Origin of the sequence: Alkaliphilus serpentinus, assembly GCF_009017255.1 — a bacterium.
Taxonomy (GTDB): Bacteria; Bacillota; Clostridia; order Peptostreptococcales; family Natronincolaceae; genus Alkaliphilus_D; species Alkaliphilus_D serpentinus.
Genome location: NZ_WBZB01000037.1, coordinates 68354 through 92006 on the forward strand (window position 1 = coordinate 68354; position 23653 = coordinate 92006).

Sequence of the window (23653 nt, forward strand, 5' to 3'; positions counted from 1 at the left end):
TCCTTAGTCTAATCCTAATACGTCCCTCATACTGTATAAGCCAATACCCTTATCTGCGATGAATTTCGCCGCTGTTAAAGCTCCTTGGGCAAATACCGATCGATCATGGGCTTCGTGTATCAGCTTTATGGTTTCTAGTTCATTTATAAAATGAGCTTCATGGAGGCCAACGATGTTTCCTCCTCTAATGGCATGAACGCCAATTTCTCCCTTATCCCTTGGGCATTGGCCTTCTCTACCGTACTGCTTTTTAGCTGTATGACCTAAGCCCTTTTCAATTGACTGAATAATTGTAACAGCACTACCGGATGGAGCGTCCTTTTTGCGATTGTGATGGGCTTCTATAACCTCTATATCAACCTTATCCTTTAGAGCTGCTGCAATCTTTTCCACCAGGGAAAACATTAGATTCATACCCATAGACATATTGGTTGCCTGAAGTATTGGAATTCTGGTGGCAGCCTCCTTTATCAGGTTGATTTCTTCAGCATTATAGCCGGTTGTTCCAATAACCAAGGGTAGACTGTTTTTTAAGCAGTAATCCAATGCCTTCTTTAGAGCTGTTGGGTGGGAAAAATCAATCACTACATGGGGCTTCACTTCCAGCTCCTCAGGATTTTTTTTAGAGTTGATTCCATCAATATTTGTCCAGCTTGGGTCTTCCTTAGCCAGATGAAAAATGTGCTGACCCATCTTCCCTGATATTCCCCAAATTAATAGATTCATCAAACTCCCCCCTTAAATAATTTGTTGTAGCTCCATTTCCTTCTTAAGCTTTTCTAAGTTGGCTACCTCCATCTGAGTTAAAGGAAGTCTTAATTCATTTTCTATATAACCCATTATGCTTACGGCAGCCTTTACAGGTATAGGGTTCACTTCACAGAAGAGTAAATCAATGAACTTTTTATATTTAAGCTGTAATTCTAGAGCTTCCCCTACATTGCCCTCTTCAAAGGCTCTACACATCCTCTGCATCGCCCTTGGTACTACATTGGCGGATACTGAAATTACTCCATTTCCTCCACAGCTATAGATTGGAACCACTTGATCATCATTGCCTGAATATATTTTAAAGTCCGCTGGAACCAGTCTTCTGATCTCTAAAATCTGAGAAATGTTGCCACTGGCCTCCTTAACAGCTATGATGTTTTCAATCTCTGATAAAGCAGCCACCGTTTCTGCATTGATGTTTACTCCGGTTCTACTTGGTACGTTATATAAAATTACTGGAAGCTTTGTTGCATTGGCTATGGCTGTAAAGTGGGTAATTAAGCCCTTTTGGGTGGCCTTATTGTAATATGGAGTAACCACCAATACTGCATCTGCCCCTAGCTCTTCTGCTTCCTTCGTATAGTTAATTGCAATTTCTGTACTATTAGAGCCTGTTCCAACTACTATGGGTATTCTTCCTGCAACCTTTTTTACCGCTGCCTGAATCAAAGCTACCCTTTCCTCATGATTTACTGTTGTTGCTTCACCAGTAGTACCTAGAACGATAATTGCTTGGGTATCATTCTCTAGATGAAGGTCTAGTAGTCTGTCAAAGGCCTGAAAATCCACCTGACCCTCCTTAAAGGGTGTTACTATTGCTACTCCAGATCCATTAAACATTCATACCTCTCCTCTCTTACCTTTTATAATTTTCCATTACCTCTATAATTTGAATTGCATTGGTGGCTGCACCCTTTCTTAAATTGTCTGCCACCACCCATAATGATACTGCGTTGGGATTATATAAGTCCTTTCTAATCCTTCCAACATAGGTTTCATCGGTGTTTGCAACCTCCCTTGGCGTTGGATAACAGTTTTCCGCAGGATTATCCATTAAAACCACCCCTGGAGAGTTCCTTAAAATCTCTTTAATCTCATTGATCTCTGGAGCTTCGTTAAATTCCAAGTAAACCGACTCGCTATGACCATAATAAACTGGAATTCTTACAGTCGTAGCGTTAACCTGAATCTTGTCATCCTCGAGGATTTTGTGGGTTTCATAAACCATCTTTAGCTCCTCTTTAGTATACCCATTATCATAGAATACATCGATATGGGGTATGCAGTTGGCAAATATCTGCTTTGTATAAACCTTATTGGGATAGTTTTCATCCTGAACCTGGTTTTGAAGCTCCACTATTGCCTTGTGTCCACTGCCTGAAACAGCTTGATAGGTGGATACCACAACTCTTTTAATTCCATATCTTTTGTGTAGAGGGGCTAAGGCCACCACCATTTGAATGGTTGAGCAATTGGGGTTGGCAACTATACCTTGATATCCCTTTAAAACATGGGGGTTAACCTCTGGAACCACCAATGGAATACCCTCTGTCATCCGCCATTGGGAGGAATTGTCTACTACTGTATTTCCCGCTTCTGCTGCTATAGGTGCATATTTCTCTGATACCCCACCACCAGCTGAGAACAACAGATAATCAAACTTTTCCTTCATAGCATCTTCTGTCAAAAGCTCTACTTCAATTTTTTCTCCTCTAAAATCCACGGTATTTCCTACTGATTTTTGAGATGCAAATAAGCGTAGCTTGTCGATGGTTAGCTTTCTTTCTTCTAATATTTCAATCATTTTACTTCCTACTGCTCCTGTTGCACCAACTACTCCTACTGTTAAACCCATGTATAATCTCCTTCCTTAATTAAAATATTTTATAAAATCATTATCTTCATCTTCATTCTATTATATTATAATTATTTGCAAATAATATTGTATATAATGCTAATTACATTGCAAAAAATGCTATAAGAACATTTGGTACAATAAAAAGCTCCTAAATAACTTCAGGAGCTTTGTTAACACAATAAAAGCAGACGAATAAAATGTATTATTTTATCGTAGCAATATCGAAATTAACAAATAGCACTCCATAGAAATTATTCCATGACAGTTGCCTAGTTATTCACCAGAGCACCCAACAATCATACCGCAAGGTAGCATGACTGTTTCGGCACGTCAGCCTTTCTACATCAGTTTTGGAGACCTTCCTCCTGATCACCTGATATATACTCATCTTCGGTGCGCCTCTATTTATTAATGGTTATGTAATTCTTCATTGTAGGTAGTTTATCATAAGTTAAAATACCCTGTCAACTAAATTATCTTCTAAATTTCCCCTATAAAAAAGCCTATATTACTAGAGTATGAGGATTTAATTTAATAGTGACTTGTATAATAATGTCGTTTAAAATACTGGCTTTCGACCTTTTTCGCTATTGTAGCATTGATGGCTTTGATAGTATAATTAGCCTACTTAGATATGAAACATATTTTAGTAAATAGGAGGAATTATTTTGAACTATCTTGATGCCATTCAATTTATTGAAACTTGTCAATCCCATAGTACTAGACTAACCATTGAGAACATCCGTCTGGTTTTATCTCTTTTAGGGAACCCCCACAATCAACTGAAATTTATTCATGTAGCAGGCACCAATGGCAAGGGTTCTACTTCTTCCTTTATTCATAGTATTTTATCCAGTGAAGGCTATCAGGTAGGGTTATATACCTCCCCCCACCTCCACTGCTATACCGACAGAATTAGAATTAATGGAGTCAACATTAGCCAAGAGGAGTTTGCAGATATCCTATACCAAATCAAAAGAACTCTTCAACCAATGCTGGAGGCTGGGCTGCCATACCCTGCCATGTTTGACCTGATTACTCTAGTAGCCTTCGTTTATTACCATAGAAAAAGAGTGGATTATGTAGTCTTTGAGGTTGGCTTAGGGGGCCTGAATGATGCCACCAATGTGATTGAAAAATCTTTAGCTTCTGTTATAACTCCCATCGGTATAGATCATGTAGACATCTTAGGCTCAACCATTGAAGAAATTGCAGCCCATAAAGCCGGTATCATTAAAAAGGAAGGTATAGTGATTTATCATTGGCAAGAACCAGCTGTGGAAGAGGTTATTCAGCAAACTGCAAAGGATCAAAATGCTAAAGCCTATAAAATTAATCAGGAGATGCTACAGCTACTAGAGGAGGATTTTAGTGGTCAGAGTTTCTTCTTTGAGGGAAGCTTTGCCATTTTACCGGAAGTGAAAACAAGGATGCTGGGTAAACATCAGCTGTATAATGCTGCTGTAGCAATAGAAACCATACTGGCACTCAATCATCATGGCCTAATGAAGGTATCAAAGGAGGCCATATTAAGGGGGATTTCAACTAACTTTTGGCCAGGTAGACTTGAGATCTTATCCTTTAATCCCCTTATGCTAATAGATGGAGCCCATAATTTACCGGGTAGTGAAATTCTATCAGCAGCTATTAAAAGGTATTTTCCTAATAAGTCCATCACCTTAGTCATAGGAATTCTTTATAACAAAGATGTAACTGGAGTCTTACATACTCTTTTACCCCTCTGCAATAGGGTGATCTTTACAAAACCAAATAACCGTAAAGCCACCGACCCTTCTCTATTGGCAATGGAAGCCCTACCCTACCAAAGGGAGGTACTTATCACCAACACCCTTGAGGAGGCTGTGGCTACTGTCCTACAGTCAGTTAAAGAGAATGAGGTAACGATATTTACTGGGTCTTTATATCTTATCGGAGGTGTTCGCAAGCTGTTATTAAGCTATTTTGAGGGTGTAATGGCAAGCTAGGGAAAATCAAATTAAGAATGAAGAATGAAGAATTCAGAATGAAGGATTAAGGATTAGGGATTAAGAATGAAGGATTAAAAACTATGAATAAGATAGATTATAATGAAAGGTAAGATAATGAGGTGGAAAACAGAAAATTTAAAATATCTTAGAAATCAAAGCAAATTCCTGAAGAATTAAAAGAGTAATAGAATAAATTATAGTACAAGACAAGGTGCCACGTCTTCGGCACCTTGTTTTATTTTATTTAGTTTTAAAGTCTAGAGTTATCCCCTCAGGGGCTGAAATTTTAATATGTCCACTACCCTTTGCCATAGCACTGCCGGCTTTATCCTTGGTTAAGCCTCTGTCCTGATATCGATCAAACTGCCACATGTTTATCCATGAAGATGTAAAAATTACCTTTACGTTTTCCTTATAGCTATAATCAATATAAAGCTTATTCCCCTCTAGTCTCCCCAAAACCTTTGGATTAATATATTCATTTAGATCATATCCATTATAATTATTAATGGGTAACCGTGTTTCTATGATTATTTTTCCTTCAGGAGAATTCTCAAAGTCAACACCAAAAATGCTTAAGCTAGAATTTCTTAGTTTATCCTCATCAAGAGCATGAACTTCAATCCTTTCATCTGCTTGTAGGTGGGATATATCAATTTCTGTTTTAATATAATCGTCTATTACTACCGATTCTTCTTTGATACTTATATTACTAGAATAATTTTTTGATACCCTTTGGGAAGGTATGATTATGAAGGTAAATATGGCAATAACCATCACCACTACAACAATGGCCTTTGAAAAAGGGTTTTCTGATTTATGGTAGAGGGTATCTTTATTAATTGTAAAGGATATTAACATTAATGAAAGTCAAATTACAATTCCCTTAAGAAAAAAGAACAGAATTTTGTTTTCATGGGTTATAAGCTTAACAACTTCTATCAAGAAACTTTTAGCATAATCATTGTATACAAAAAAAGAAAGGGCAGTAGTCAAAATAATAAAACCATATATTTTAAACCTGCGAAGAATCACAGCTATAAAGGTTATTACTGAGGTAATTAGTGATAAATACATAAAATAAACTAAAAAACCTACTAGGGTATATTCAATATCAAAGCCATATACAATCACTAAATTATCCTTCATATTAGCTAAAATACCATAGATTCCATGTTGTAAAAAATAGATTACTAATGAGGCAATACTTAAAAGTAGTAAGTAGAAATAGTTTATTAGCTGAGATGATAAAAACCTGCTGGTATTATTTTGGGGGTAAACTGAATAAAAGTGATTATTTGTTGTATAGGATACTGTCATATATAAGGACATAATAACCCCTACTAAGAATATCAGGTAGGAGAAATTTAATCCATCTATTGTCTGGACACTATCCATTCTATTAAATACTACACTAAAGGTAAGAATTATATTTAGCAGCAACAGAAAAGCCAATATAAAAAATGGTCTTATCATGTCCCTTTTCTGCATCCTTAATTTAACTTTTGTTAGATTAATTGTATGCTCTCTTTCTATTTTTTCCATAAACATTTAAGCTCATCCTCCTTATGGTCTTGGGTCAAATATCCACATAAATCCTCTGGCCTAACCTTTGAAAGGGCTATGTTCCTTGCCTTTGTCATATCAATTAATTCTTCTGTTAATTTACCATAAATAATGCTAAAGCTGTCGAATTCACCAATTTTTGAATAGAGAACTTTTTTATCCCTACAATAATCCTTCAGAACATCTCCTCTACCATCAGCACGATAGGCAATTTGTTGAATTTCTTCAATATCCTTATAGAACAAAAGCTTACCTTTGTTAATCAGAAGGATTTCTGACAACATCCCTTCTAGCTCTGAAAGAATATGACTTGAGATGATTATTGTACGAGGATACTCACTGTAATCCCGTAGTAAAACTTCATAGGCGGCCTTTCGCACCGTTATATCCATTCCTAAAACCGGTTCATCCAGCATTGTTAACTCTGCTCTAGTGGCTAATGCACATATAAAGTTAAATGTACTCATCATACCCTGAGAAAGCTGTATGTATTTATCCTTTGAATTGATATCAAAAAACTTCAGAAGCTTTAGTGCAAAATACTCATCAAAGTTTTTATACATTATCTTAAAGCTATATATAATATCGATAAGCTTGATTTTCTTTGAATATTCAATGTTATGATATGTGTAGACAAGCTTTTCAGAAACCTCTAGGTTATTCATTGGCTCCCCATTCAAAACCATTAATTCTCCTTCATTCTTATCAAGCAACCCAGCACAAAGCTTCATAAATGTTGTTTTTCCAGAACCATTTCTACCAATTAGACCAATTAATCCGCCTTTATTTATATTAATTGATAAGTTGTCTATTGCTCTAACCTTTCCATAGGATTTTGTTAGTTCCTTCGCCCTTATTATAAAATCATCCATTATACTCACTCCCTCCTATACTAAAAATATTTATTTATGATTTCAAATATATGATCCTTTGTAATACCAAGCTTATTGGCTTCAAAAATCAACTCCTTAACCATCACTTCAAAGCCCTCACTTTTTCTCTTTCTTAAGATCCTCTCCCTTGCCCCTTCGGCTACAGTCATTGCTAAACCCCTTTGTTTATGCAAAATTCCCTCAGAAACAAGAAGGTTTATACCTTTGGCCGCAGTAGCAGGATTCACATTTAGTTCTCTAGCAATGATCAGCTGGGAATAGCATTCTTCCCCTTCCTTTAAGCTTTCAGCGATTATATCATCTTCAATAGCTTCAGCTATTTGAACATATATGGGCTTTATGCTATCAAAATTAACCTGCACGGTCCTTCACCCTTTCTACTATACTACATTACCTATGTAATGTAGTATAGTATATAATGCTAAATTTGTCAATGGCTTTTACTGAATACCGTAATAATACTTTTGCTTGGCTGAAAGTATTTTCTTATAATATCAAAACCCCGCCAATAATTTGACGGGGATTTTGAATGTATCGGATGATTTTTATTTAGTATTTATCCATAGGTGGGGCTCATTCATAAAGTTTTTAACACCCCTTGAGGAATATCGTAAATCTTTTGGTAGCATGGCAATGTTTTGTCTCTTAACAAACTGTCCATACCCTTTATTACCCACTACACCTTTATCTAAATCAAAGATTACTTTTCCTCTAAGGATGGTTTTAATGGGGCGACCCTTCACCTTAGTACCATGTAATGGATTGTACTTTGCCTTTGAGAAGGTTTGCTCCTGATCAATGGTCCACTCATGCTCAAGATCTACTATAGTAAAGTCCGCATCTGAACCAACCTCTAGGGCACCCTTCTTAGGATATAATCCATAATGAATGGCAGCATTGGTGCTAGTTACATTTACCAGCTGTCTTAGAGTCAGTCTTCCCTTATTGTATCCTTCACTAATCATAATAGGCATCATGGTTTCTACTCCAGGGATTCCGGGGAAAGCATCCCATATAGTCATTCCTTCCTTAGCCTTTTCTGTGATGATTTCATAGGGAGCATGGTCTGTACCGATAAAGTCTACACTTCCGTTGGCTAAGCCCTCCCAAAGCTCTTGATTATCTCTTTTAGATTTTAAAGGAGGGGCTATTTTTGCAAAGGCCCCGTGCTCAGTCATGGCATCCTGATAATCTAAGATTAGATAATGTGGACAGGTTTCAGAGGTTACATCAATCCCCCTCTTTTTAGCCTCCCCTATTAATTTTGCACCAACACCGCTACCCATATGGACGATGTGGGCTCTTGCACCAGTATCCTCAGCATAGCTAATAACAAGTTCGATAGCAACCTTCTCTACAAGCTGGTTCCTAGCCTCAGCCCAAGCAGGAGCATCTGTTCTTCCTTCCCTTGCAAACTTCTTAGTATAAAAATCAGCTAATGCGAAATTTTCAGCATGAACACCTATTGGCAGTCCGGTTTTAGCTACTGCCCTAAAGCACTCAAGCATTTCTGGGTCTGTAACCCTTGGATAGGTAGGTACAGAGGGTGTCATATATACCTTAAATCCGCATACCCCTTCATCAGCTTGCTCCTGAACCACTTGAAGATCATCATTCTTTACATCTTCTCCGGTAACTCCACCCCAAAGGGCATAATCTACTATGGCGTTATCCTTGATAGCATTAATTTTATTGTGTAATTGATCAACGCTTCTTACAGAAGGCTTTGAGCAGCAGGGCATATCCATGATTGTTGTGATTCCACCAGCAGCCGCCGAGGAAGTACCTGTAAAAAAATCCTCCCTATGGGTAAATCCTGGATCCATAAAATGGGTATGGGAGTCGAAGCCTCCTGGGATTACTAAATTCCCTTCTGCATCTATAACATCCTTTGCTTCAATATTACTTGCATCCTGGATAAACCCTTCTATTTTCTCATTCTTTACCAGGATGTTTGTTGTTACTGTGTCATTTTCACCCTTTGGAATTTTAGCATTTTTAATGATTAAATCTACCATTCATATGCTCCCTTCATTGATTGTTTTTAGTTTAACCCTTCCATCAATACCCATAATTCTATAATATTGCTCCCCCTGCCTCTTCAACGATTTTTGCAATACGATTGTTATCCCTTGGACCAGCAGTAATTGCTATTTTGTAATCCAAACTGACAGTTTCCTCAAATCCAGCCATACCGCTAACCATTGGATTTGCAGCCATTAGGGGGGATTGATGGCTTTCCACAGCCGATGCTCCTGATTTTAGGACTAAATCAGAAAGGGTAGCTCCAGTAGCTGTTCCAGCAACATTTTGCCTAGCATTATAATTTTCCATGTGATCATCCTTTAAATCCAACGTTGCATCGATACCCATAACCCTAAGCTTATAAATTGTATCATTGGCTGCCTTTAAATTATTAAAATAAGCCTCAATCATTCAACCATCCTTTCCTAATATATTGTTAATTCCTTATATTATTTTGACTTAAATACCTATTATCTATTCTTAAAAAAGACCATCCTATGAGAATAACCTCATAAAATGGTCTTAAATATCTTAATGATAAAAATCATGATCTCCGATGGTCATAGAATATTTTCGATTTTCCAAAATCCAAAAGTTTGTAGATTTTGTTGGGTTTAGAAAATACAAAGCATCTCCCACTGGTCTTTCACCCTTTAATGCCGCTTTAGCTGCCTCTATGCTTTCTTGACTTGGGTTATTATAGATTGTTCCATCAATTACAGGTGAAAATTGAGTATAGCCATGCTGTTTGTCAAAAACTACACCCTTTATGGTATTGGGAAAGATACTGCTCTTTACTCTATTTAAAACTACATTCCCTACTGCTACCTTTCCGATGTAAGGCTCTCCTTGGGCTTCGGCATGAATGATTCTACTTAGCCAATATAAGTCCTCACTGTCACGGTTTCCACCCCTAGATGGCTGTCTTTGGTCCGTTAAAGCCAATACCTGACCAACCTTTATTGAATCATTGTAAAGACTGTTATATTGCTTAAGGGTTTCAATAGATAAGCCCGACCTTATAGCAATAAAATAAAGGGTATCATTTGCCTTAACTGTATATTCACTTCCTGTAATTGGCTCTAGCTCTTTATTCTCTGGTTTTATCTCTTTTTTCTCTGGTTCAATTACTTTTTCATCTTTAGACTCTTCCACCAATTCATCTTTCTTATCCTCCTCCTGAGTAAACGGAGGATATGTATTAGGCTCCTTTACATCCACTTCACGATCTTCATTGTTATCTGATGAATTAGATCCCTGGGAATGGTCCTTTTCTTCAATGATGAGGTCTTCCTTCAATGTATCTTCATAATTTTGAGAATGGATAGTAGTACCCACCATTAGAGCATAGGAAGAAAGTGATACTAAAAATACTGTTACGATGGCATAAATAATATATTTATTTGTTCCTTTTAAATATTTATTCAATTATAAGCCCCCCTTCTATCCTAAGATTTTAGCATACAAAGGGGTGCAGTGTACATATTTTCAAGGGTTGTAACTTTTACCACTATTGGTTTATTTAAATAAACCCTCCATCAATTTCTTAATTTTTATTCGTCTCTTTAGGGTCTCGGCCTTGTCTAGGGTAATGCTTATTGGATTTATAATAATTACATCTCCTTCCTTTGCATTGGAAGGTAATTTTTTCATATCTATTCTTTCGAAAGCTCCATCTATTTCTACTATAGCGTATACACCCTCAAACCTATCGATTATCCCTCTTTTCATAAGCTGCCTCCTTACAATTGTTTTCTTTGTCCATGATACTTGTATTGGTTTTTAGAAATTAGTAAGTAATATGATAAACATCTGTACGCCTATGCTTTAATAAGGGTAGCTGTTGTCTTATTTTTTCTAGGTAATCTAAGTCAATTTCACCAGTTATGATTTCTTCCCCTTCACCTGCCATAGCAATAAAATCCCCCCATGGGTTGGCTATAGCAGAATGACCATAGGGCTGGTAGCTGGCCTTCATATTCCTTGCCGGTGATGCTGCTACAAAATATACTTGATTATCTATTGCCCTAACCTTAATTAAATCCTTCCAGTGGGCTGGCCCGGTGGTCATATTAAAGGCTGCTGGAATCACTATGATTTCTGCCCCCTCCAGTACCATTAATCTCATCAATTCTGGAAATCTCATATCGTAGCATATAGCCACCCCAATTTTACAGAAATCTGTTTCTATCACTGTGGGTATATTACCTCGACCCAATGTCTCAGACTCCTTAAAGGTTATTTCTCCCTCTATATCAATATCAAATAAATGCATCTTTCTATGACTGCCTAGAAGCTTCCCTTCCTGATTGAAAATGTAAGAGGTATTGTATATTTTATCCCCTTCCCTTTCAGAAATCGACCCACCTATTATGTAGACTCCCAGCTCCTTTGCCAAACTCGACAGCATTCCAGCTGTTGGCCCTGGATATTCCTCAGCAAATCCAGGAAAATAGGAATTATTGTAGGGGCAATTAAACATTTCTGGTAGGACAACCAAATTAGCTCCATCATCGTTAACAGCCCTTCTAATCATATCTTCTGCTTTTTTAAGGTTATCTTCCTTTTTATCAGACACCATCATTTGACACACCGAAAGGGTAAGCTTTTTCACAGAAATCATCCTTCCTTATATTTATAGGTTTATTTGATTATTTTTGATATACCCATTAAAATATATAATATAATTCAATTAAGGGGGCAAAAATCATGAGAACGATTATTTGGTTTGTTTATTTTTGGTTACATTTAATATATGTATCCATTTACATACCCTCAGTAAAGAGGCTGATGAAAAAGGGTGCTATAGATGAAAGACGAAGGTTAGTTCAAAAAATTGCCTATAACTGGTCAAGGAAGCTTATTGGGCTTACAGGTAGTACTATTGAGGTTGAAGGCCTTGAAAATATCCCAAGGGGTCCAGTTCTTTTTGCCAGTAATCATCAGGGAAACTTTGATATTCCCTTACTACTTGCCAACATTCCTAAGCCAGTGGCCTTTGTTGCCAAAATAGAATTAAAAAAACTTCCTCTGGTTAGTAGTTGGATGGAGTATATGGAGTGTGTTTTTATCGATAGAAAGGATATGCGGCAATCCTTAAGGACCATTGGATCTGCCATTGAAATACTAAAGTCTGGACAGTCAATGGTTATATTCCCTGAAGGTACCCGTAGCAAATCCAGTGAGATACAGCCCTTTAAGCCTGGTAGCTTAAAGATGGCAGCCAGAGCTGGAGTTAAAATTGTTCCAGTAACGATTATAGATTCCTATAAAATTATGGAGGCCAACAACAATAAAATTAAGCCAGCAAAGGTTAAGATCATCTTCTCAAACCCAATTGAAACTGAGGACTTAGATAAAGCAACGGATTTAACGGTAAAAACCTTTCAGGTTATAAAAGAAAATTTACAAAAACCCGTCTAGGGATAAATTTCCTAAAATTTGCTTTTTCTTAGCTTATACAGTTATTATATCATCCATTTTGATCTTTTTAAAATTTATCCAAAGGGTTATAAAAATAAGGTGCAGCTTAAAATGATTTAATTGGTCACTTCAATCTGCACCTGTTTGAATAGTAAATGTAGTCTTCTCTATTTCTCCCGTATATAATCCCCAGATTTTCCACCGGTCTTTTTGACTAGGCGGATATCTGTAATTTCCATACCTCTATCAATGGCCTTACACATGTCATAAATCGTAAGGGCTGCAACAGAAACTGCACTTAGGGCTTCAATCTCCACACCAGTTTTTCCTGTTGTTCTTACTGTGGCTTCTATATCTATTTTATTGTTTTTTTCATCTATATGAAAGCTGATATCTGCTCCAGTTAGGACTATATTATGACACATTGGAATCATATCACTGGTTTTCTTGGCCGCCATAATACCTGCCACCTGGGAAACTGCCAGCACATCACCCTTTTCTATATTTCGATCGACTATCCTTAAAAGGGTTTCCTCCTTCATATAGATTGAACCCCTTGCTACTGCTTCTCTTCTGGTGTTTAGTTTCTCTCCCACCTCTACCATTTTTGCTCTGCCTTCCTCATCGAAATGCGTTAAAACCTTTTCATCCATAATCCTTCCTCCTTTACTACCGCTAATCTAATATAATATCCTCAACTTCCATATTTCCCAATGCTTCTTCAATCAAGGCCTCTACATCCAGCTTTTCCTCAGACTTAAGAATTTTGTCTAACCTGGGCTTGGTTACAGGCCTTTTAGGAAGAAAAACTGTACAGCAATCCTCATAGGGAAGAATTGAGGTTTCATAGGTCTCTATTTCCTTTGCCATATTGATAATATCTACCTTATCGGTGGCAATTAAGGGGCGAAAAACCGGTAGCTCCACAGCTGAATTGGTGGTATGAAGACTTTCTATCGTCTGACTGGCCACCTGCCCTAAGCTTTCACCAGTTACTAAGGCACTGGATCCAGAGAGCTTTGCTACCCTTTGGGCCAGCTTCATCATAAACCGTCTTGACAATATGGTCATCTCATCTTCAGGGCATTTTTCATTAATTTCCTTTTGTATTGGCAAAAGATTTATTGAGTATAATCTAAACCTTCCTACATATATGGATAGGATTTTAGCTAAATCCATAACCTTTTCCTTTGCCCTTTCACTTGTAAAGGGATAGCTATGGAAGTGTACAGCATCAAGTTCTAATCCCCTTTTAGCCATAAGCCACCCAGCAACAGGGCTATCAATTCCTCCGGATAATAGTAGTAAGGCTTTCCCACCGGTACCAACAGGCAAACCTCCATGACCATATATTTTGTCAGAAAAGACATAGGCCTCATCCCTTACCTCAACATATACCACTGCATCTGGGTTATGGACATCCACTTTAATATCTTGTACATTTCTTAGTATATGGGCACCTATTTCACTGCTAATTTCTAGGGATTTTAATGGGAACTTTTTATCTACTCTTTTGCTATCAACCTTGAAGGTTTTAATGCCCTCATTTTCTATTCTTCTTTTGATTTCATTCAGGGCAACCTCTTTGATTTTATCTAAATCCACGGGAAATCGATATGCTCCACTAATTAGTACAATACCAAAAATCTTCTTTAGTCTTTTAATTATTAGATTCTCATTATAATCCTCAAAGTCAATTAAAATCCGACTCTCTTTTTTATATACCCTAATGTTGCCCAAATCCTTCAAAGCATGACGTATATGCTTAACCAGCTTATCCTCAAAAAATCTCTTATTCAAGCCCTTCATCATGATTTCACCGTAGCGGACTATGATTATTCTTTCCAACCTCTTCACCTCTTCATTATTTTACGCAGGTAATTCACCTGTTTTTGAATCTTCTCTATCCCGTAGTCTAATTCCTCTTTGGTATTAAAATCACTAAAGCTAAAGCGTATAGCACTGTCTATGTATTCATCCTTTAAACCCATAGCCATTAATACATGACTGTAGCCTCTTTTTTTCGAGGAACAGGCTGAACCAGAGGATACATATATACCATCCTCTTCTAGACTATGGAGTAAAACCTCACTTTTAACACCTTTAAAGGAGACATTTAATATGTTAATGGAAGTCCCTTGGGGATCCCCACCATTGATTTTAATGTCCTCCACATTGGCCATCAGCATTTGATAAAAATATTCCTTTAAGGAAGCAATTTTACGAATATAGTTTTGTTGATCAGAAAAAATCAACTTAACGGCTTCTGCCATACCCATTATTCCAGGGGTATTTTCGGTGCCTGGTCTGATCCCTAACTCATGACTTCCTCCTGTGGCTATTGGAGTAACCTTCCAACCCTTCTTAATATATAAGCAGCCAATCCCCTTTGGACCGTGTATTTTATGTCCACTTATCGAAAAACCATCCACCGCTAAATCCGTTAAAGAAAAAAGAATTTTACCAAAGGATTGTACTCCATCCACATGGAAAAAAACCTCTTTATTTTTATTTTTGATAATTTTAGATATTTTTTCAATGGGCTGTATAGAACCAACCTCATTGTTCACATGCATGATGCTTACCAATATCGTATCTTCCTGTAGGGAATCTTCCAATTCCCTTAAAGAAATAAAGCCATTGTTGTCTACATCTAAGTAGGTAACCTTATAGCCCTTTTTTTCTAAGGCTTCAAAGGTTGAAAGAACCGATGGATGCTCAATTTTAGTAGTTATAAGATGTTTACCCCTTCTTTGGTTGGCCTCTACATAGCCCCTTATGATAATATTATTTCCTTCTGTCCCTCCGGAAGTAAAAAACAATTCTTCCTCTCTACAATCTAAGCTTCGGGATATAAGCTTTCTAGCTTCCTTGATCTTTCTTTCTATCTCAACGCCTTTTTTATGTAAAGATGATGGATTTCCGTACATTTCATTCATTGCCATTGTAACAGCCTGTATTACCTTGGGCTTTACCCTAGTGGTGGCTGCATTATCTAAATAAACCTCCATATATTTCACCTCATTTTTACGGGATTACAGTTTTTATCATATCTAAAAAATAGAAATAGAGCAAGGTACAATATTAAAATACCCTACTCTATAGGTTTTTATATATCCAGGAAGCCTATTAAACTGTTTGGTAGTGTATGATGAAAAAATAATAATGAAGAATGTAGAATGAAGAATATATGTATCTTTTCTTAATGTTAAATGTTAAATGTTGAATGTTGAATTGACGAAGAAATTTACTTCAGCAAATTTCCTGTTCTCATTACTCATTACTCATTAATAATTACTCATTGATCTTCTAATATCCCAATTCTTCCCCTACTATATAAACCTTTAAGTCTACTGTCATTGGCTTGTTATTAATGATTGTTGTAATGTTACACATTCTTTCCTCACTGGTGCAATCATTACATAAATCAGTAAAGGCACAAGGAACCTTTAAGTTTAATCTCCTTGCATTGCTAGGACAGGCCTTTTCCTTTATTCGATCGATTGCAGAAATGATATCAGTGGTTATTTTATTAATACCACAGATTACAATAACTTTTTTAGGCCCATAGAACATAGATGCTACTCTATTGCCTACACCATCAATATTTACAAGCTCACCGGCTTCCGTTAAGGCATTGGTGCTGGTTAGATAAATGTCGGCTGTTGCTGCTTTTTGTCTAACCTGTCCCCTTTTTTCCGGCTCAACCAACCAGTGCCAATATACTTCATTGCCAGCTTTTATTAACTCTTCATGTAGTTTAAGATCAAATATCGTCATTGATCCTCCAATACCAACGGTATCTTCCTTAGTGATTTCTGATATTATCTTGGCCTTTACAGCTTCAGCGCTTTCAAAGTATTCAGCATCAATTCTTTTGCCTTTTAAGTTGTTAATTAGTTTCTTTATCCGCTCCATATGCAACCCGCTCCTCCTTATTGAGTTTCCTTAATATATCAATTATACATCAATTGATTAACAATAAAAACATGTATATTTATACGTACTATTTCCGATTGTTATAAAATAAACAATTTTATTTTGTTGCACTTTATGTCGGTATTTGTTATAATAAATACGTGGTTATCCCCCTGGTAACCTCGATTATATAATCTCTATTCCCAATACCCCTTTTGAAAATCACATCCTTTGATGTGAGGCTAGGTTGACGGAGACCTAGCCATTTTTTTATGCTTTTTTGTCTGAATATTAATACTATTTAATTAATAATCTGGAAAACCTGCGAAAAAATTTTTAATCTTCTAATTCACAAATAATTTGTAATACTATATAATATTGTTGCAGCCAAATAATCTATAAGGAGGGTTATTATGAATAAACCCAAAGTTGTAGTGATTTTTACTGGAGGAACAATTTCTATGACGGTGGACCCAAGGATTGGTGCAGCCATCCCTTCCCTTTCTAGCCAAGAAATTTTATCTCTGGTAACGAATATCGATAAGTATGCTGAAATAGAAACTGTAAATTTCTCTAAACTACCTGGACCCCATATACATCCCAAGATGATGATGGACCTTAGGAGGGTAGTGGTGGATAACCTACAGAGGGAAGATATTTCAGCAGTTGTAATAACCCACGGAACGGATACCCTTGAGGAAACTGCCTTCCTTTTAGATTTAAGCATAGACTCACCTAAACCCATCATTATTGCTGGAGCCATGAGAAACAGCTCAGAGTTAGGCTATGATGGACCCAGTAACCTAGCAGCAGCCGTATGTACAGCTATATCACCCCAGTCTATGGGTAAAGGGGTTTTAGTTGTCATGAATAACGAAGTGAATGCTGCCAGTGAAGTAACGAAGTTTAATACCCTAAGCCTTGATACCTTTAAATCCTTAGAATTTGGACCTTTAGGCATTGTAGACAATGATGAGGTGATCTATCATCGGGATATCGTTAACCGACAACAAATCTATACTGAAGGTATTGTGGCAGAGGTGGACTTAATTAAATGTGCAGCTGGAATGGATTCTCGCATCATTAAATTTTGCGTTGATTCCGGAGCAAAAGGCCTAGTTCTTGAAGCATTGGGTCGGGGTAATGTACCACCAACCATGATTGAAGGTATCCAATATGCAATAGATAAAAACGTTGCTGTTGTTATTACATCCAGATGTCCTACCGGTAGAGTTCTAGATACATATGGATATGAAGGTGGCGGTAAGCATTTAAGGAATATGGGGATAATTCTTGGTGGCGATGTACCAGGGCAAAAGCTACGAATTAAGCTGATGCTGGCCTTAAGCGTTTCTACAGACCTACAGGATATTAAAAATATTATGGAGTTTAATCAATATCGTAGATAAAAAGAAAGAAGATAAAGGCTTAGAAAGACGCCTTTATCTTTTATCTTTACTTGATTATATTATTTTTCATACAGGTTTCAACATCCAAATCCTTTATTCCATCCCTATCGAAGGCCACCTTAATAGAGCCTCCCCCTTCCTCCAAGACCCTGCCCTTGCCAAAAATTCTATGGAAAATCTCCTTACCCCTTTCAAAATACTTTAATGCAGATGAAATGCTCTTCATTTCCATTATAAATCGAGAGGGATAGGATTTCTTATTGTACCAATATCTTGGAGAAGAGATATACAACTTTTCCTTAGCCCGTGTAGCTGCTACATAAAAAAGTCTTCTTTCTTCCTCAATTGATTCCATTGAGTCTATGGATTTTTTGTAGGGTAAAACCTCTTCAACTGCTCCTACAATGATGACAACCTTATATTCCAAACCCTTAGCCCCATGAATCGTTTGTAGTGTTACACAATCTGATTCGGAATTTATTCCTTCAATACTGCCCCTCTGGTTCCTTTTAAGTTTCTCTATCCCTTTAATAAGGGAAGGATAATCCTTATAATTTTTTGAAAGTTCCTCTAGCTCATCTAAAATATTAAAGTATCCATCACTTGCAATACCCTTCTCCATGCAATAGCCTTCAATATATTGTTCATAACCAATATCCCTTCTGATATATCCTATGGCTTCACTTAGTGTAAGGTGTTTCAGAGTTTTTAAGTCAGTAGCCAGCTTATCTATTAACCTTACCTGATAGGCCATCAGGTTTCCTTTAACCTTTAAAGAGGTTAGTAAGTCCTTATGATATTCCTTTGCAGCCTCTATTGACTTATTAGAAATGTATCTTGTGGGCCGATTTATAATAGAAAGGATTGAGTTATAATCCTTCATGTTCTCTGCTGCATTAAAGTAAGAAAATAAGTCTCTGGCTACCCAATGGTCATAGATTCCCTCTAGCTTCTCTTTACTATAAAAGGGCATTTTTTTTGTTAATAAATAATCTGCTAAGCTATTGGCCTGTATATTGGTTCTAAATAAAATAGCTATATCTCCATAGCTATAACCTTTTTTTATACTATCCTCTATGATAGTAGCTACCCATTCATTTTCCTTATACCTATTCTCTGGTGTTTCATAGGCTATAGCCTCTGTTGCAGGATATACCGCTTCTATATCTTTACCAACCCTCATTTTATTATTTGCAATCAGTCCATTGGCTGCCTCAATTATTCTAGCCTGAGATCGATAATTTATATTTACAAAGATCTTATTAACTGAAGGGTAAAGCTTATGAAAATTTACTATAAACTCAGGATTTGAACCCCTGAAGCTATATATAGCCTGATCATCATCACCAACAACAAATAGATTATTTAGAGGATGGGCTATCATTTTGATGATTTCAAACTGTATTTCATTGATATCTTGAAATTCATCAATGAGAATGTATTGATGCTGCTTTCTTAACTTATCTAATACTTTGGGTTCCTTTAATAGCAAATCATAGCATTTCGTAATCATATCATCAAAATCAATTTTTCTACAATCAGTCTTGTAATTTTCATAGGAGCTTATAATGGCCTCCAAGGTCTCGGGAGCTATTGTACTAGAAATAATCGAAGCCTTATCTATAGAATACAAACTCATGCTCATATCTAAAAGGATATTCTTTATAAGGTCATCATCAAGGTGATTTTCTACCCCTAGAGTCTTTACAATATTTTTTATAACCTTGTATTTATCACCCTCCTGTAGAATATCACTTAATTCATAGTTATAATATCGTCTTATGATCCTAAAAAATATAGAATGGAAGGTACCAAAAACTACATCCCTTCCCTTCCCTTGGGAAGCTATTGAATGATAACGTTTTTTCATTTCTTCTGCTGCAGACCTGGTAAAGGTTATTACCAAAATTTTGGATGGACTTATTCCCGCCACCTCTACTAAATGCTTTATTCGATGGGCGATTATGGTAGTCTTACCTGAACCAGGACCTGAATAAACCATACATGGACCTTTTATATAGCTTACCGCCTTCATTTGTTGATCATTTAATCCTTTATCTATACCTGTCATTTTTCACACCTCAAGATTGCTTTATTTCTATACTTAGAAAGTGTATCATAATTCATTTCTCCTGACAAATAACAAAGGCAGACCATTTTCTTAGTCCACCCTTCTTGTACTTGAGAAGAACCCAACAATCAAGTCAGCTATTGCATGCATGATTACTGGGTCTTTAACAAGTTTTATCTTCAACAAAAGATTTCAGTTACAACTGCATTAGTTCCTTTATTAATCCCTTCATAACAAAATCTAGGTGCATTTTATTGCTTGCATTCTCATTAACTAAACGATCATAAATATTTTGTGACTCCTTCAATGCTTCATCCTTACCTACCACCTCGTATATTAGATAAATATAGTTTTGAATGATATTGGCTTGCAATTCCTCAGTAAGGCCTTCGCTATTGTTTACCATGGCTCTGTAGATATTAATCAGCTTTTCATGATCTTCATTGGCATGATAATAATCAATTAATAGAATACCTGTAGAAAGCTTCATATGGTCATTCCCCACTTTTTCAAAATATCCCTCAATTCTATTAATAGCCTCATCTAAGGGCAGAACCTCCATAGCTATTGATAGAAACTTATTTAGGCCTTCTATTTCTACGGTTGTATGCTGAAATAAATGGGTGATTCCTTCATTAACCAGCCCTAAGATTTCTTCATTATCCAAAGATTTATCATGTTTGATGATATAGTAGTTATTTCCAATCAAGTTTAGATAACTCTCATTTTTTAGTTGCCATAGGGTGACTAAAGGTTTTTCATCATAAAGATGTCTTTCACTATAGGGGATATGTCCCACGAATTCAATGTATTGCAAAGAAGCAATAGCCTTAATAAATCTATCATGAAGTTCTAGTTGATTAGAGTCTTCTTCTGAAGGTTTTTGAAACTGTGGCAGATTTCTAGCAAAGGCTTGAGGCTCAAATTTTGCATAGGTAAGATAGCTTATATTTACTTGTTCTAGTTCTTTACCTACACGCATCAAAAGGGTTGCCGCCTCTGCTCTAGTTAACTCCTTTTCTAATCTTATGGTATTATCAGAATAACCCTTCAGAAAACCATTCCCAATTCCTTCTAATATATAAGTGTAATTAGGTGTATTCATATCTAAGTCGGTGAAGGTATTAACGATTTCATCAACAGGAGGAAGGCTTATAGCTGTTGAAAGGAGTAAAGCCTCGTATCTATTAATGGCTTTCTCAGGTTGAAAGTCCTCTTCGCCTAAAATATCTTTAATGCTGATACTGTTATTTTTGTTATTCAGGATATAGGATTCTAGTTGCTGTATTTCATCATACTGCCAGTCATCCGCAGAAATATCCTTATATGCTATAGTAGCTTCATCTGTCTCTAAATCAAAAATGTTCATAAGACCCTGGTTATCGATCAAATCGTTCAGTGCCGTTACATATTCTATTCTAGTCATTACATTATTGGGTCTAAAGGTACCATCTTCAAATCCACTGAGGATTTTCACTTCATTTGTTGCCCACCGTATGTAATCGTTACTCCAGTGATTTTCAGTATCTTTGTATATTGTAATTGCAAAAGTAAACTGTACACTCAATATAACCGCCAGTATGAGAATTAAAACCCTCGACTTTTTCATATTCACGGATGAGCCCCCTTCCATATGCTGTAAAATCTTTCTATTACTATCATATCACAAGTATTAACAGATAATTTTTACAATACAATTACAATTACGACATTTATTTAATACCCACTGGCTAGTTAAATAAAAGTTCTTTCTTTGATTCAAGAAATGTTTTTGTTATCATATTATTAAGATAAGGAGGCTTCTTATGATAATCAAGGAATATGTACTAAATGAAAGGATCCTACTTCCTATGTTTGTAGGTAACCTTTTGCATGGAGGAGATACTGCAATATTCGACATAGAAACCCTTGGCTTAAGCCGACAACATCACCCCGTGATACTAATTGGTTATTTATATGAAAAGGACCACAAAATCCATATAAAACAGTTCTTTGCAGAAGCCTTAGAGGATGAAGCCCTCCTTTTGGAGGCATTTTTTACTGAGTTATCAACCTTTAACAATCTTATTAGCTATAATGGTGCTTCCTTCGATCTACCCTTCCTAAAAATTAGATCGGAGATTAATTGCGTTCATTATTCTTTATATGATAAAAATCATATTGATATACTAAGACATATTAAAAAGTACAAGGCTTATTTTAATACTCCCGATTTAAAGCTTAAATCCATAGAAAAGCTCTTAGGCATTCATAGAAAAGACACTATATCTGGAAGGGAAAGTGTCCTACTATATCATTTGTATCTAAAGAATAGATCCACTTCTATAATAGATAAAATACTACTTCACAATTATGAAGATATCTACTATTTGGGCAAAACCTTAGAGGTCTTTAATTTAATTCCCGAAGAGCTGTGGCAAAGGATTGATTTTGAAATAAATTTTCAAGGCTGCAACATAGAGTTTTCCTTTTCACAACAACAGTTGGTACGAACAGAAAATATTCTAAAGCTTGAGGGAAGAACTTCTATAATTAATGGCCTTCTACCAGTTAAATTCTTCAGCAGTGAATATACCCTCCATTGGAATCCATCAAAGGGTAGCTTTCAGCTTGAAATAATTTTTTCAACCCTCCAATTACCTGATGATAATAAACTGAACTACTTGGACTTAAATGCCTTAAGGATCCCTTACGGCTGTTTACCTTCTAATTTATCTAAATGCCTCTATAATGATCGATATTTGATAGTTTCCGAGAATGTGATAAAAGAAATTGTGATGATGCTTATAGATAAAGCTTTAAAGGCTTCAGAGAACACAAAAAAAGATTAGCCCTAATTAAGGCTAATCCTTCTTTTTTTGGTGCCCAGAGGCGGAATCGAACCACCGACACGGAGATTTTCAGTCTCCTGCTCTACCGACTGAGCTATCTGGGCATGTTTCTGGTGGGCTCAAGTGGACTCGAACCACCGACCTCACGCTTATCAGGCGTGCGCTCTAACCTGCTGAGCTATGAGCCCTCATCAATAGTATCCAATAAACAAATGGTTCTAGACTGGCGTTAGCTTCATCAGGAACCATGTACTTAGATATCATAAAATTAAATGGTGGGCCTTCAGGGACTCGAACCCCGGACCTGCCGGTTATGAGCCGGACGCTCTGACCAACTGAGCTAAAGGCCCTTATATATAGGGTTACATGATATCTAAGAAGTTTCACAGCTAAATCTACCCATGTCTTTTTAAGCCACTGCCAACTCTAACCTCTAACTTCTAAATGGCGGAGAAGGCGGGATTCGAACCCGCGCACCGCTTGCGCGATCTAACGGTTTAGCAAACCGTCCTCTTCAGCCTACTTGAGTACTTCTCCATATTGGATGTCGGATATCGGAGGTCAGCTTGCCTGATTTCAAGGTGTGAATTCGTAAAGAAATTCAACTCATTTTTATGTTTTCCGGCAATCTGATTTTATCCTCTAACTTCTAACTGGCGGAGAGGGTGGGATTCGAACCCACGGCCCCTTTCGGAGTCACTGGTTTTCAAGACCAGCTCCTTAAACCCCTCGGACACCTCTCCATCTTATTAGTACAGAATTCAGTTTAACATATTTATATTTAAAATGTCAATAATTAAGATTGCAATGAAGTCACTAACAGATTATAGCATAGGTGGTGTTGTATTCAATACAATCCTATCTGTAATATTAACCAACTTTGAATGAAAAACTAAATTC

General features: G+C 36.6%; 22 protein-coding genes, 5 tRNA genes and 1 riboswitch. Of the genes, 4 read left to right on the forward strand and 23 right to left on the reverse strand.

What is annotated here, in order from left to right; genetic code table 11:
* Window positions 1–3: 3 nt before the first annotated feature.
* Genes dapB through F8153_RS10460 form a run of 3 tightly spaced genes read right to left on the reverse strand, consistent with a single transcriptional unit; the run spans window position 4 to window position 2626 of the window.
* Complete coding sequence (gene dapB / locus F8153_RS10450) at window positions 4–726, reverse strand: 4-hydroxy-tetrahydrodipicolinate reductase (RefSeq protein WP_151866306.1); 723 nt, start codon at window positions 724–726, stop codon at window positions 4–6.
* A gap of 12 nt (window positions 727–738) precedes the next feature.
* Window positions 739–1611, reverse strand: a complete 873-nt coding sequence (gene dapA / locus F8153_RS10455; RefSeq protein WP_151866307.1) for a 4-hydroxy-tetrahydrodipicolinate synthase — start codon at window positions 1609–1611, stop codon at window positions 739–741.
* A 16-nt stretch (window positions 1612–1627) separates the two neighbouring features.
* The gene (locus F8153_RS10460; protein WP_151866308.1) at window positions 1628–2626 is read right to left on the reverse strand and encodes an aspartate-semialdehyde dehydrogenase; all 999 of its coding nucleotides are present in this window, start codon (window positions 2624–2626) and stop codon (window positions 1628–1630) included.
* A gap of 230 nt (window positions 2627–2856) precedes the next feature.
* A riboswitch (Lysine riboswitch) is annotated at window positions 2857–3041 on the reverse strand.
* 256 nt (window positions 3042–3297) lie between these two features.
* On the opposite strand from F8153_RS10460, the gene F8153_RS10465 reads away from it, so the two are divergent.
* Complete coding sequence (locus F8153_RS10465) at window positions 3298–4614, forward strand: bifunctional folylpolyglutamate synthase/dihydrofolate synthase (RefSeq protein WP_192929770.1); 1317 nt, start codon at window positions 3298–3300, stop codon at window positions 4612–4614.
* Window positions 4615–4857: 243 nt separating this feature from the next.
* Here the strand turns inward: F8153_RS10465 and F8153_RS10470 are convergent, their stop codons facing one another.
* From F8153_RS10470 to F8153_RS10510, 9 genes are all read right to left on the reverse strand, one after another.
* Window positions 4858–5478, reverse strand: a complete 621-nt coding sequence (locus F8153_RS10470; protein ID WP_151866310.1) for a hypothetical protein — start codon at window positions 5476–5478, stop codon at window positions 4858–4860.
* Window positions 5479–5487: 9 nt separating this feature from the next.
* The gene (locus F8153_RS10475; protein ID WP_151866311.1) at window positions 5488–6168 is read right to left on the reverse strand and encodes a hypothetical protein; all 681 of its coding nucleotides are present in this window, start codon (window positions 6166–6168) and stop codon (window positions 5488–5490) included.
* Complete coding sequence (locus F8153_RS10480) at window positions 6150–7055, reverse strand: ATP-binding cassette domain-containing protein (protein ID WP_151866312.1); 906 nt, start codon at window positions 7053–7055, stop codon at window positions 6150–6152. The genes F8153_RS10475 and F8153_RS10480 overlap by 19 nt, the downstream gene beginning before the upstream one ends.
* Window positions 7056–7075: 20 nt before the next feature.
* Complete coding sequence (locus F8153_RS10485) at window positions 7076–7438, reverse strand: GntR family transcriptional regulator (RefSeq protein ID WP_151866313.1); 363 nt, start codon at window positions 7436–7438, stop codon at window positions 7076–7078.
* Window positions 7439–7621: 183 nt separating this feature from the next.
* A complete protein-coding gene (locus F8153_RS10490; protein ID WP_151866314.1) occupies window positions 7622–9094 on the reverse strand; it encodes a dihydroorotase in 1473 nt (490 codons plus the stop codon).
* A gap of 58 nt (window positions 9095–9152) precedes the next feature.
* Window positions 9153–9512, reverse strand: coding sequence for a hypothetical protein (locus F8153_RS10495; protein WP_151866315.1), 360 nt, complete (start codon window positions 9510–9512; stop codon window positions 9153–9155).
* Between the two features lie 120 nt (window positions 9513–9632).
* Entirely contained in the window at window positions 9633–10529 is an 897-nt protein-coding gene (locus F8153_RS16320; RefSeq protein WP_207707723.1) for a cell wall hydrolase, read from the reverse strand.
* Between the two features lie 90 nt (window positions 10530–10619).
* A complete protein-coding gene (locus tag F8153_RS10505; protein WP_151866316.1) occupies window positions 10620–10832 on the reverse strand; it encodes a DUF3006 domain-containing protein in 213 nt (70 codons plus the stop codon).
* 58 nt (window positions 10833–10890) lie between these two features.
* Window positions 10891–11715 carry a carbon-nitrogen hydrolase family protein gene (locus F8153_RS10510; protein WP_330577777.1) on the reverse strand — a complete coding sequence of 275 codons (825 nt, stop codon included), beginning with the start codon at window positions 11713–11715 and terminating at the stop codon, window positions 10891–10893.
* 95 nt (window positions 11716–11810) lie between these two features.
* Between F8153_RS10510 and F8153_RS10515 the strand changes: the two genes are divergently transcribed.
* Window positions 11811–12524: a lysophospholipid acyltransferase family protein gene (locus tag F8153_RS10515; RefSeq protein ID WP_243136952.1), complete on the forward strand. Its 714-nt coding sequence runs from the start codon at window positions 11811–11813 to the stop codon at window positions 12522–12524.
* Window positions 12525–12691: 167 nt separating this feature from the next.
* Here the strand turns inward: F8153_RS10515 and moaC are convergent, their stop codons facing one another.
* The 4 genes from moaC to F8153_RS10535 form a co-directional block, all read right to left on the reverse strand.
* Window positions 12692–13177 (reverse strand): cyclic pyranopterin monophosphate synthase MoaC, encoded by a 486-nt coding sequence (gene moaC, locus F8153_RS10520; RefSeq protein ID WP_151866319.1) that lies wholly within the window; start codon window positions 13175–13177, stop codon window positions 12692–12694.
* A gap of 22 nt (window positions 13178–13199) precedes the next feature.
* Complete coding sequence (gene thiI, locus F8153_RS10525; protein WP_151866320.1) at window positions 13200–14372, reverse strand: tRNA uracil 4-sulfurtransferase ThiI; 1173 nt, start codon at window positions 14370–14372, stop codon at window positions 13200–13202.
* A gap of 5 nt (window positions 14373–14377) precedes the next feature.
* On the reverse strand, window positions 14378–15535 hold the full coding sequence (locus F8153_RS10530; RefSeq protein ID WP_151866321.1) for a cysteine desulfurase family protein: 1158 nt from the start codon (window positions 15533–15535) through the stop codon (window positions 14378–14380).
* Window positions 15536–15833: 298 nt separating this feature from the next.
* Window positions 15834–16442, reverse strand: a complete 609-nt coding sequence (locus F8153_RS10535) for a lactate utilization protein (protein WP_151866322.1) — start codon at window positions 16440–16442, stop codon at window positions 15834–15836.
* A 413-nt stretch (window positions 16443–16855) separates the two neighbouring features.
* Between F8153_RS10535 and F8153_RS10540 the strand changes: the two genes are divergently transcribed.
* Window positions 16856–17851 carry an asparaginase gene (locus F8153_RS10540; protein WP_151866323.1) on the forward strand — a complete coding sequence of 332 codons (996 nt, stop codon included), beginning with the start codon at window positions 16856–16858 and terminating at the stop codon, window positions 17849–17851.
* A gap of 46 nt (window positions 17852–17897) precedes the next feature.
* Here F8153_RS10540 and F8153_RS10545 read toward each other — a convergent pair whose 3' ends face one another.
* Together F8153_RS10545 and F8153_RS10550 are read right to left on the reverse strand one after the other, a co-directional pair.
* Window positions 17898–19922, reverse strand: coding sequence for an ATP-dependent helicase (locus tag F8153_RS10545; RefSeq protein WP_151866324.1), 2025 nt, complete (start codon window positions 19920–19922; stop codon window positions 17898–17900).
* Between the two features lie 196 nt (window positions 19923–20118).
* A complete protein-coding gene (locus F8153_RS10550) occupies window positions 20119–21531 on the reverse strand; it encodes an S-layer homology domain-containing protein (protein WP_243136954.1) in 1413 nt (470 codons plus the stop codon).
* A 196-nt stretch (window positions 21532–21727) separates the two neighbouring features.
* Here F8153_RS10550 and F8153_RS10555 point away from each other — a divergent pair, with 196 nt between their 5' ends.
* A complete protein-coding gene (locus F8153_RS10555) occupies window positions 21728–22753 on the forward strand; it encodes a ribonuclease H-like domain-containing protein (RefSeq protein ID WP_151866326.1) in 1026 nt (341 codons plus the stop codon).
* A gap of 28 nt (window positions 22754–22781) precedes the next feature.
* On the opposite strand, the gene F8153_RS10560 is transcribed toward F8153_RS10555, so the two are convergent.
* The 5 genes from F8153_RS10560 to F8153_RS10580 all read right to left on the reverse strand — a co-directional run bounded on the left by F8153_RS10560 (window position 22782) and on the right by F8153_RS10580 (window position 23496).
* Window positions 22782–22857, reverse strand: a tRNA-Phe gene (locus tag F8153_RS10560).
* Between the two features lie 7 nt (window positions 22858–22864).
* A tRNA-Ile gene (locus F8153_RS10565) sits at window positions 22865–22941 on the reverse strand.
* An 85-nt stretch (window positions 22942–23026) separates the two neighbouring features.
* Window positions 23027–23103: transfer RNA gene (locus F8153_RS10570), tRNA-Ile, on the reverse strand.
* A 95-nt stretch (window positions 23104–23198) separates the two neighbouring features.
* A tRNA-Ser gene (locus F8153_RS10575) sits at window positions 23199–23290 on the reverse strand.
* A gap of 117 nt (window positions 23291–23407) precedes the next feature.
* Window positions 23408–23496 (reverse strand) — tRNA-Ser (locus F8153_RS10580).
* Between the last annotated feature and the right edge of the window lie 157 nt (window positions 23497–23653).